The following is a 9802-nucleotide window of genomic DNA, read 5'->3' on the forward strand; positions in this document are numbered from 1 at the left end:
CATCGTTCACCTCATCCGTTAACGGAGTGTCAAATATTCTGCAACCGGTCCAAGAACGATAACCGGCAAGAAGGTTAAAGCGCCAATCAAAAGAACAGTACCAATCAGCAAGCCCGTATACAGCGCATTATCTGTACGGAACGTGCCAATCGTCTCCGGCACCGGCTGTTTGCGTACAAGAGATCCTGCAACGGCCAGCATCGCGATTATCGAAATGTATCGGCCGAACAGCATGACAAGCCCGGTGCTAATGTTCCAAAATGGCGTATTATCGCCCAATCCTTCAAAGCCGGAACCATTGTTCGCTGCCGCGGATGTATACTCGTAGAGAACCTGGCTTATGCCGTGGAAGCCTGGATTCGATATTGCACCTTGTCCGAGATCGGTCATGAAGGCGATCGCGGTCGGCACTAATATAATGAAAGGATGAGCCAATATGGCGATCGCAATCAGCTTCATTTCGCGCGGTTCTATTTTCCGACCGAGAAACTCTGGCGTTCTGCCGACCATAAGCCCGCATATAAATACGGCCAAAATGGCATACATGAGCATATTTATGAGCCCGACGCCTTTGCCGCCGAAAACAACATTGAGCATCATTTCTGCGAGTGGGACCAAACCACCAAGCGGTGTAAGCGTATCATGCATATTGTTTACTGTGCCAGTCGTTGCGGCGGCAGTCACCGTCGTGAACAGCGCGGATTGCGCAATTCCGAACCGTACTTCCTTGCCTTCCATGCTGCCTTGCGAAGCGTCGATGCCAAGGGTGTTCATCGCCGGGCTGCCGACTTTTTCCGATGTATACGCCACGCTCAGGAAGACGAGGAACAGACACATCATCGCTGAGAAAATAACCCAACCCTGCTTTTTGTTCTTAGCGTATAACCCGAACGTGTAAGGCAATGCAGCCGGCAGCGCCCACATGCATAAAATTTCAATTACGTTAGTGAGCGGACTCGGATTCTCAAACGGATGGGCCGAGTTGGCGCCAAAAAATCCGCCGCCGTTCGTTCCCAAATGCTTGATCGATTCCAGCGAAGCGACAGGTCCGATCGCAATTTGCTGCATCGCGCCCTCAAGCGTCTTGACCGTTAGCGTCGGATCTAGCGTTTGCGGCACCTGAAGCGCTACGAGTACAAGCGTAAAAATAAAGGAAATAGGAAGAAATATTCTCGTATGCGCCTTAACGAAATCCTCAAAGAAGTTGCCGATCGTTTTGCCTTTGCTCGTTATTCCGCGAACAAACGCGATGGCTGCCGAAAAGCCCGTCGCCGCGGAGGTGAACATCATCATGATGATGACGGCCATTTGCGAGAAATACGATAAGGAACTTTCCCCGCTGTAATGCTGCAGGTTTGTATTCGTCATAAAGCTGATAACGGTATTGAATGTAAGCGTTGGCTCCATACTGCCAATCGCGTTCGGATTGAACGGCAGCGCGTTTTGCAACCGCAGAATCAAATAGCTGAACGCTACCAGAACGATGTTCGTCGCAATAAAACTTAGCGCGTACACCTTCCAGCTCATGCCCTCGCGGCGTTTCAAGCCGATAAGCCTGTAAATGAACTGTTCCGTGCCTCCGTAAACTTTGTCCAAACGATTCTGTTCATTCGAAAATACATGGTAGACGTACGTACCAAGCGGCTTGACAAGCAGGACGAGAACGGCAATGACTACCAGCATCTGTAAAATATCCATTGTAAATCCTCCTTGGACTAAAACTTCTCCGGATGAATGAGTGCATAGATGAGATAAACGAAAACCAATAAAGCCATTGCTGACACAATAATCATCCGTTGTCGCCTCCTGCTTGCTCAATGACATTGCCGCACCAAGTCAAAAAACCGTAAAACAAACCGAAGCATGCCAATAGGACAACAATCATATAGACATCAACCATGGGAATCCCTCCTGCATCATTTTCTTAATAAAAATCCAACCTCGCCGTTTTGCGAATACACGATATGATCCGCTCCAAGACCCTTGTAGATCGCACGCGGATTCCATTGCTGAGTAATCACGTAAATGGGCTTCGAGGTCCATGACCGACAGCATTGCACAAAACGGCAGCTTAGCGCGAAACTGCTCTCAAAAATGAAAACCTCACGGATGAAAAAATTATGAATATTCCAATTTTTCCGATCATTGGTATTTACATGAATCACGTTATCAAACCCTTGTCTCCTGAGCTGCCGCTCCTCTTGCTTGCTGTTAGTCAGCACCTTGAAAGGAAGCCCATGAAACTCCAATGTTCTCATAAATGATTTACCGGATTCGCTAAGCCCGGCGACAATAATATGCTCATCCTCCAAAGCGTTTCGCCTCCAAATTTTGAAAAAAGGCAACAAAAAAGAAGCCTTGGGAAAAGAGGAACTTTCCCCGCGGCTTCTTGACCCGCAGCCGAGCATAAACGGCTTACACCGTCATTTGACAGCAAAGCTCGTTTTGCATTATAAAGCCCCAGGTAGCACGATGGTTGTTGCCTCTCTCGAGTACGCTTGCGAGGTTAGCTGTCGGATTCGGGCGTGAGAGTCGCCCTACGCTTGGCAATGGCCAAGCGATTCACCCCATGAGACGATTCGTATTTGTACACGAACCTCTCGTTGGTTCCCCCGCTCCTGCTGCTGCAGAACTCAGCGTTTTAGATCCATTCGTACAAGCTTCCCCTATTTGGGGCAGCAAAAAACCGCAGAGGCGTATGACTCTGCGGTCGAATTTAATCGATCACAAGCTTCATCATTCCTCTCTCGATCCACGCTTACGAGGTTAGCTGACGGATTCGGGCGGTGAGAGTCGCCCTACCTTGCCTGACATCCATGGCGCCAGGTCAAAGATTCACCCCTGCAATGCAGCCATCCGACTCTCACATCGAATAAGCGCATTGCCTAACACTTGGTTCCCCCGCTTTCCGTCTTCACGGAAACTCAGCGATCAGTCAATCGAAACTTATTTGTAAATCCTGTATCGAATCTTACTCCTCGCTAAACCTGCTGTAAAGCGGTCCTGCTTGCCAAATGAAGTTATTACAGCCACTGTAGAGCGATTACCAACGCTTTCATTGATTACTATCTCGATATATCTCACTATTTCTCCGTTTATCTCTCATTTTCAAAAATAATGACAAAGGTCTTTCTACTGAAATGATACCCAAATAATCTGACTTCTCTAAATAAAAGGCTGAAGGAGAATCAGCGAGATTTTTGAAGAAAAAACCCTTTTTAGCGATAGAAATGATCGTATTGCTTTATAAATGACAATATGGCGTCTAATCCCGAAAAACCTATGTTTTACAAAAGATGGCTGCAGGTTTAATATAGACGGCAAGCCGACTAAGGCAAATTATTATCGCTGAATTTTTCGATTGAAAAAGCGGGGGAACCAAACGCGAAGCGTATCCTTATACGTTCGCACGGGGTGAATCCGGTGCTTAAGCCTCCGGTAGGGCAGCTCTCTAGTCCGAATCCGACAGCTAACCTCGTAAGCGAACAGAGGAGAGATTTTATTTATGTTGACACAACCCGCAGTCCCTTTACCTTGTTTGGAAGAACAGCCTTCTTTTATAAAGATTAAAAGAATCGAGGTTTTCGTCATCCCCGCTTTCGAGGCAGATTCCTCCGGCTATCGAGTTTGTCTTCGTATTACAAGCGATATGGGTTACGGTTGGAGCGAATTATTTATTAACAGCTCCGAGAAACCGCTCGACTGGATTAGTTGGAGCGGCCTGCTCCTTCGCTTTATTGGCACTTACAGCCTTACCCCTTTTACAAATGGTTATATTGACAAAGCCTCTAAGGATGAGCGTATTTATCGTTTATTTTTCAATGCCGTAGAGCGCGTATGCATGCAACCATCTTATCCAAATTGCCAAGAATACCAAACAGAAGAGTCTATTCACTTAAAACGAGCTGTCTCTTACGTATCCTTATTCTAATACTGCCTTCACAAATGGGAATAGGGCGTCAAGGCAGCTTATTTCCATTTACAAGAACAAAACAGTTTACATAATTGCGAATTGGGTTTAAAATTTATATGAAACCATAAACGCTGAATTTTTCGTTTGAAAAAGCGGGGGAACCATCGCGGACGTTATTTTAACGGCTCGCAAGGGGTGAATCCAGGGATTTGTAACCCTGGTAGGGCTTTCTCTCTAGCCCGAATCCGACAGCTAACCTCGTAGGCGACCAAAGGAGAGGTTTATTTTATGTTGTGCCCATCTTCAAATCATGTCCCGTTTCTCACCGATCAGTCCTCATCATTAAACGTTTCACGCATCGAGCTTTTCGTCATCCCCGCTCTCGCAATCGATTCCGCCGGCTACCGCGTCTGTCTTCGTCTAACTAGTAATTTGGGCTTTGGCTGGAGTGAGCTGTTCATCGGCGACACCGATGAAATGATTGATCTTGAGCGATACAGTGATCTGCTTGTCTCCTTTATCGGAAGCGTCAGCCTTCCGCTGCTCCGTGATTTTATTTATGACGAGTCTGATCATGAAGGCCGCGCGCTCGATTTATTCGCCGCTGCCATCCAGCATGTCACTACACGATCTGCCGATTCTGCTTCGGTTGCAGGAGATACCGAAGAGCATGTGCTGCGCGGGCGGGCCGTGAACTATGTTTCCTTGTTTTAAATGAGCTCTGGGAATGGAAACAATCCCGGCCCCTCTCTTAGAGAAGGGCCGGGATTGTTGTTTTATTGAACCGCCACAGGAGCGCCAAGCTGCTTTCTGACCTGGTAGGTTGCTTCCATCATGTTGCGGAGCGCCGCTACCGTCTCTGCTTCGCCTCGTGTTTTCAGGCCGCAGTCCGGGTTAATCCAGAATATGCCCGGATCAAGCACCCTTAAAGCCCGCTCGATATTTCTCACCATCTCATCAACGGCCGGCACACGAGGGCTGTGAATGTCATATACGCCAAGTCCGATTCCCTGGTCATACGTATGCTCCTCGAAGCTGTGAATAAGCTCGCCATGGCTGCGGGACGTTTCAATGGAGATGACGTCCGCATCAAGCGCCAGAATAGAATCAATGATGTCGTGGAATTCGCAGTAGCACATATGCGTATGAATTTGAGTCGTATCGCGCACGTCTGATGTAGACAGCTTAAAGGCGTGCACGCCCCATTTCAGATACGCATCCCAGTCGCTGCGTTTAAGCGGCAAGCCTTCGCGCAAAGCGGGCTCATCGACTTGAATCATTTCGATGCCGGCCGCTTCAAGCGCCTTCACTTCCTCCGACAAAGCTAACGCAATTTGATAAGCAACCTGCTCGCGCGTAATGTCATTGCGCGGGAACGACCAATTTAATATCGTAATCGGACCGGTCAGCATTCCTTTAACAGGACGGCTCGTTAAGGATTGCGCATAGACGCTTTCGGTTACGGTCATTGGCTCGATGAACACGACGTCTCCGTAAATGACCGGCGGCTTCACGCAGCGCGAACCGTACGATTGTACCCAGCCATTTCGCGTAAAGGCGAAGCCATCCAGCTTCTCGCCAAAAAACTCAACCATGTCGGTACGCTCGAATTCACCATGAACGAGGACATCGATGTTAAGCTCCTCTTGAATTTCAATCCATTTTTTGATCTTTTCATTGATGAAAGAAGCATAGCTTTCTGAGCTTAGCTCGTTCTTTCTCCACTTCTGTCTAGCGCTGCGTACATCTGTCGTTTGCGGGAAGCTGCCGATTGTCGTCGTCGGCAGGAACGGAAGCTGCCATTTCTCCTGATGAAGCTTCTGTCTCTCCGCGAACGGCTTCTGTCTGACTGAAGGATGAGCGGCGATCGCAGCAGCATCCGCCGCCTTGCGATTTCGGGCAGGAGATGCCGACAAATTATAAATCCGCTCACCGTTTAGCTTCAGCTCCTGTGCGAGCGAGGCTTCATTCGCCGAATCCGCATTAGCCGCGGCCGTGCTGAGCCATACCACCTCTTCGAGCTTTTCTTCAGCAAATGCCAGCGTCTCGCGCAATTCAGCAGGCAGCGCCGTTTCGTGCTTCGCTGTCACTGGTACATGCAGCAGGCTGCTCGACGATTGGACAATGATGCGCTCCTTCGGCACGATTAAAGCGATTTTCTCTATCAGCTCAAGCTTCTGCTTATAATCCGAACGCCAAATATTCCGACCGTCCACGACCCCTGCTCCGAGCAGCTTATCCTGCGGAAAGCCGTATTGCTCAAGCGAGCTTACGTTCTGCTCCAAGCCATGAACGAAATCAAGGCCGATCGCTTGCACCGGCAGCGCCGCTACCGCCTCATAATGATCCACCGCATCAAAATACGTTTGCAGCAAAATGTTCAGCCCTGGCGCCGCCTCACGCAATTGCGTATAAATCGAATGCACCAGCTGCAGCTCTTCCTCTGACAAAGTCGTTACGAGAATGGGCTCGTCGATTTGCACCCATTGCACACCCTCCTGCTCGAGCTCGCGAAGCACCTGCCCATATAGCGGAATGAATTTCTCAGCCAATTCCGGAAGCTCCTTCGCCTCATAGCCCTTCGACAGCTTCAGGAAGGTATAAAGCCCAATAATAACCGGTTTTCCTTCAATGCCAAGCTTTTGCTTCGCTTCGCGGTACGCCGCGAGCGGACGATTCTCCGTCAATGCCGGCTTCGCATCCTTTAGTTCGGGCACGATATAGTGGTAGTTCGTATTGAACCACTTCGTCATTTCGCTGGCTTGCGCCTGCTGCGTTCCTCTTGCGATTGCATAATACGTATTTACCGGAACCGGTCCGCCTGCATATTCGAACCTGGCAGGAACGATGCCGAACATCGTGGACGTATCCAGCATTTGATCATAAAGCGTAAAATCATTCACCGGAATGAGCGAAATGCCTTTGTCCTGCTGCAGCTGCAAATTATTCAGGCGAATCGCTTGCAGCGTCTCCAGGAACGCCGCTTCCTCCAGATCGCCTTTCCAGAACGACTCCAGCGCTTTTTTCCATTCGCGATTTTCCCCGATACGCGGGTAACCTAACACACTGCTCGTTAATTGGCTCATTTGAACAAATTCCTCCTAGAATATTCGATTTAAATACGCAAAAAAAGGCATCATTACCTTAAAGAAGCAAAGGTAAAGACGCCCATTGTCTGTCAAAACATCGGTTTCTGTCTTTAACACCTTCCTATCTCCCGTAGGTAAAGCAGTGTCGTTCAAATAGGCAGGTCTCCTGGCTCCAGCATCTTTATCTTCAGCTTCCTTCCCAATCATGTGACTGATCAGTGGCGTTTATGCTTAGATTCCGCTGTTACAGTGGCGGGACCGCGCCGGTATTACACCGGACTTCCCTTTTAAGCTCAAGCCGTTTAGGCTGGAGCACCTATTTCCACTCTTTTTCAGTTGTTAATCACTAGCATTTAGCGATACGAATAACTATACACTCATATTTATAAATATACAACCTTATTCTTTCTTATGAAAAATATAAAAAAAGCTTATAAAACATGCTTTCTGAATAGTAGCTATGCTTATACAAAAAAAATCGCTACGAATAAACGGATGCAGGAAGTCTGACGAATCTAACTGGAAAACACTCCGCTAAACTTGTTTCATCAGCGAGTAAGTCTGGCCTAACTGGAATTTGTCCCGCTAATGTGGTCAGTTTGCCGAATAGAAGGGATTATTCCTGTGAAAAACGCCTGGTTTTCCTGTTAAATGCTTTAATCGAGCGTGTCTGAGACAAATAGCTGGAGTTTTTCCAGGTCGAGCTGCCGGTGCAGCCGTGATAAATACAATAATGTTTGAAATAGAAGTCGATTTATCCGAATATGCCTTACATATTTTCACAAAAAAAGCTGCCTCCTTAGCAGCGACAGCCGAACCGGAGACAGCTTTTTTTTATTAAGACTGAACCTACCTGACTAACCAACCGCCGTCAACGGCCATAATATGACCATTCATATAGTCAGATGCCGAAGATGCCAGAAATACAGCAGGTCCTACCAGATCCTCTGATGTTCCCCAGCGTCCAGCCGGTATGCGCTGCAAAATCTGCGTGCTGCGGACAGGGTCTTCACGGAGCGCTTCCGTATTATCGGTGCTCATGTAACCCGGCGCGATCGCATTAACCTGCAAGCCTTTGCCCGCCCACTCGTTCGCAAGCGCCTTCGTTAGTCCTGCTACAGCATGCTTGCTGGACGTATACCCTGGCACCGTAATGCCGCCTTGGAAGGAGAGCATCGAGGCGACGTTAATGATTTTGCCGGAGCCCTGCTCGATCATATGCTTGCCCGCCAATTGGCTGAGCACGAACACGGAGTTCAAATTCACATCGAGCACTTCCTGCCAATCCTCATAGCTATGATCCGCAGCCGGCGTTCTGCGAATAATCCCTGCATTGTTTACCAAAATATCGATGCGTCCCAGCTCATCCACCGTACGCTCAATGATACCGGCAAGCTTAGAGCGATCGCCGATATCCGCTTGAACCGTAATCGCCTTGCGTCCCAAAGCCCGCACTGCATCCGCTGCTTTGTCAGCCGGCGTGCGATTCGTGACGAGTGCCACGTCAGCTCCGGCCTGAGCCAGGCCCAGCGCAATCGCTTCTCCAAGACCTCGTCCCGCCCCGGTAACGACCGCGACCTTGCCCGTCAAATCAAACAAACTCATGACATTCACACCTTCCTTTTCGTTCGCTTTCCGCTGCCCGTCAGCGCAGCCTTCAACATCCGAATGCCCTGCGCCTCATACTTCGCTTCCACCTCGGCATCCATTCCATCGTCGGTAATGATGAAATCTATTTCATGAAGGCCCGCATACGTAATCAACGCGCCTTTGTCGAACTTGCTATGATCCGCCAAGCAGTAGACTGTTTTCGCGTTTTCCATATACAGCTTCTTGAGCTTCGTCAGCTCCTCGGTAAAAATCGTCAAGCCATATTCCAAATGTACGCCTGTCGTTGACAAGAACAGCTTATGGACATTCAACCGCTTAATCCAGTCATGCGACTCAGCGCCGATCAGCAAATTATTGTGGCGATAACCGCCAGGCACCACTAACCGCACCTGATCCTTTGCAATCAGCTCGCGAATAATGAGAAGATCATTCGTAAGCACCGTCACCGGCATGTTCGGAAGGCGCCTTGCCATCTCGAGTGTCGTGCTGCCGGCGTCAAGCGCGATAATATCGTTCGGCTCTATGCAAGACAGAGCAAGAGAAGCGATTGCCGCCTTCTCCTGCTGATGCTTGCTATTGGGAAACTGCAGCGGATACAGGCTGTCCTCTCCGCTCTGTTCCAATACCGCCCCGCCATGAGTCCGCTTAAGCAGCCCCTTTTCCTCGAGCTTCTCCAAGTCCTCGCGAACCGTCTTTTCCGTAACCTGAAATTGCTCGCTCAACTCGGAAACCTTGACCGCGCCAAGCTGCTCCAATTTTTCTATAATTTTGCGATGCCGTTCAGCAGCAAGCATGATGCACCGTTGCCAAGAACTTATAAAAGTCTATAAATCCTTGTTTGCTTCCTGCTTCAGCGTGTCCGCTTTTGCCAAGGCTACTTGCGTTTGGTCTAACACTCCACAGGCGTAAATTCGGATGCAACGAATCCTACATATCGGCGATGACGTTTACGTGTCAAATCGCCAATTTCGATAGGTTGATCGCCGCGTTCAAATCGCGGTCAATCTTTAATCCACAATCGCATTCGTAAGTGCGGTCAGACAGCTTCAAATTTGTTTTGATTTGCCCGCAACACGAACACAATTTTGATGAGGGGGAACCATTTGTCGGCTTGCAAAAAATTTGCCCCGATCTTCTCACACTTGTATTTCATCTGCCGGACGAACTCATAGAGTTTCTGCCCGGCAAT

Annotated in this window: 8 protein-coding genes, 1 pseudogene and 5 riboswitches; of the genes and pseudogenes, 2 read left to right on the forward strand and 7 right to left on the reverse strand. The window is 48.9% G+C overall.

Annotation, left to right across the window (positions count from 1 at the left end; translation table 11 throughout):
- Window positions 1–18: 18 nt before the first annotated feature.
- The 3 genes from kdpA to L1N85_RS14615 form a co-directional block, all read right to left on the reverse strand.
- Window positions 19–1698: a potassium-transporting ATPase subunit KdpA gene (kdpA, locus tag L1N85_RS14610; protein ID WP_235239728.1), complete on the reverse strand. Its 1680-nt coding sequence runs from the start codon at window positions 1696–1698 to the stop codon at window positions 19–21.
- 17 nt (window positions 1699–1715) lie between these two features.
- Entirely contained in the window at window positions 1716–1793 is a 78-nt protein-coding gene (kdpF, locus tag L1N85_RS27940; RefSeq protein WP_407946427.1) for a K(+)-transporting ATPase subunit F, read from the reverse strand.
- A 123-nt stretch (window positions 1794–1916) separates the two neighbouring features.
- Complete coding sequence (locus L1N85_RS14615) at window positions 1917–2312, reverse strand: NAD-binding protein (protein ID WP_235239731.1); 396 nt, start codon at window positions 2310–2312, stop codon at window positions 1917–1919.
- A 168-nt stretch (window positions 2313–2480) separates the two neighbouring features.
- Window positions 2481–2649, reverse strand: a riboswitch (cyclic di-AMP (ydaO/yuaA leader).
- A gap of 90 nt (window positions 2650–2739) precedes the next feature.
- Window positions 2740–2940: riboswitch (cyclic di-AMP (ydaO/yuaA leader) on the reverse strand.
- 396 nt (window positions 2941–3336) lie between these two features.
- Window positions 3337–3498, forward strand: a riboswitch (cyclic di-AMP (ydaO/yuaA leader).
- Between the two features lie 7 nt (window positions 3499–3505).
- On the opposite strand from L1N85_RS14615, the gene L1N85_RS14620 reads away from it, so the two are divergent.
- Complete coding sequence (locus tag L1N85_RS14620; protein WP_235239733.1) at window positions 3506–3931, forward strand: hypothetical protein; 426 nt, start codon at window positions 3506–3508, stop codon at window positions 3929–3931.
- 101 nt (window positions 3932–4032) lie between these two features.
- Window positions 4033–4195: riboswitch (cyclic di-AMP (ydaO/yuaA leader) on the forward strand.
- Window positions 4196–4201: 6 nt separating this feature from the next.
- Window positions 4202–4627, forward strand: coding sequence for a hypothetical protein (locus L1N85_RS14625; RefSeq protein WP_235239735.1), 426 nt, complete (start codon window positions 4202–4204; stop codon window positions 4625–4627).
- Window positions 4628–4689: 62 nt separating this feature from the next.
- Here L1N85_RS14625 and metE read toward each other — a convergent pair whose 3' ends face one another.
- The 4 genes and pseudogenes from metE to L1N85_RS14645 form a co-directional block, all read right to left on the reverse strand.
- On the reverse strand, window positions 4690–6999 hold the full coding sequence (gene metE / locus L1N85_RS14630; protein WP_235239737.1) for a 5-methyltetrahydropteroyltriglutamate--homocysteine S-methyltransferase: 2310 nt from the start codon (window positions 6997–6999) through the stop codon (window positions 4690–4692).
- Between the two features lie 142 nt (window positions 7000–7141).
- Window positions 7142–7337: riboswitch (cobalamin riboswitch) on the reverse strand.
- A 514-nt stretch (window positions 7338–7851) separates the two neighbouring features.
- The gene (gene kduD, locus L1N85_RS14635; protein ID WP_235239739.1) at window positions 7852–8607 is read right to left on the reverse strand and encodes a 2-dehydro-3-deoxy-D-gluconate 5-dehydrogenase KduD; all 756 of its coding nucleotides are present in this window, start codon (window positions 8605–8607) and stop codon (window positions 7852–7854) included.
- A gap of 5 nt (window positions 8608–8612) precedes the next feature.
- Window positions 8613–9407 carry a DeoR/GlpR family DNA-binding transcription regulator gene (locus L1N85_RS14640; RefSeq protein ID WP_235239741.1) on the reverse strand — a complete coding sequence of 265 codons (795 nt, stop codon included), beginning with the start codon at window positions 9405–9407 and terminating at the stop codon, window positions 8613–8615.
- A 160-nt stretch (window positions 9408–9567) separates the two neighbouring features.
- Window positions 9568–9802, reverse strand: a pseudogene (locus L1N85_RS14645) (zinc ribbon domain-containing protein); the annotation flags it as partial.

Origin of the sequence: Paenibacillus alkaliterrae (genome assembly GCF_021532375.1) — a bacterium.
GTDB lineage: Bacteria > Bacillota > Bacilli > Paenibacillales > Paenibacillaceae > Pristimantibacillus > Pristimantibacillus alkaliterrae.

What these genes read in the sequence shown, in the direction of transcription:
- kduD (WP_235239739.1), bottom strand. Translation starts at nt 8,607, where the DNA reads ATGAGTTTGTTTGATTTGACGGGCAAGGTCGCGGTCGTTACCGGGGCG.
- L1N85_RS14625 (WP_235239735.1), top strand. Translation starts at nt 4,202, where the DNA reads ATGTTGTGCCCATCTTCAAATCATGTCCCGTTTCTCACCGATCAGTCC.
- kdpF (WP_407946427.1), bottom strand. Translation starts at nt 1,793, where the DNA reads ATGATTATTGTGTCAGCAATGGCTTTATTGGTTTTCGTTTATCTCATC.
- L1N85_RS14640 (WP_235239741.1), bottom strand. Translation starts at nt 9,407, where the DNA reads ATGCTTGCTGCTGAACGGCATCGCAAAATTATAGAAAAATTGGAGCAG.
- L1N85_RS14620 (WP_235239733.1), top strand. Translation starts at nt 3,506, where the DNA reads ATGTTGACACAACCCGCAGTCCCTTTACCTTGTTTGGAAGAACAGCCT.
- kdpA (WP_235239728.1), bottom strand. Translation starts at nt 1,698, where the DNA reads ATGGATATTTTACAGATGCTGGTAGTCATTGCCGTTCTCGTCCTGCTT.
- metE (WP_235239737.1), bottom strand. Translation starts at nt 6,999, where the DNA reads ATGAGCCAATTAACGAGCAGTGTGTTAGGTTACCCGCGTATCGGGGAA.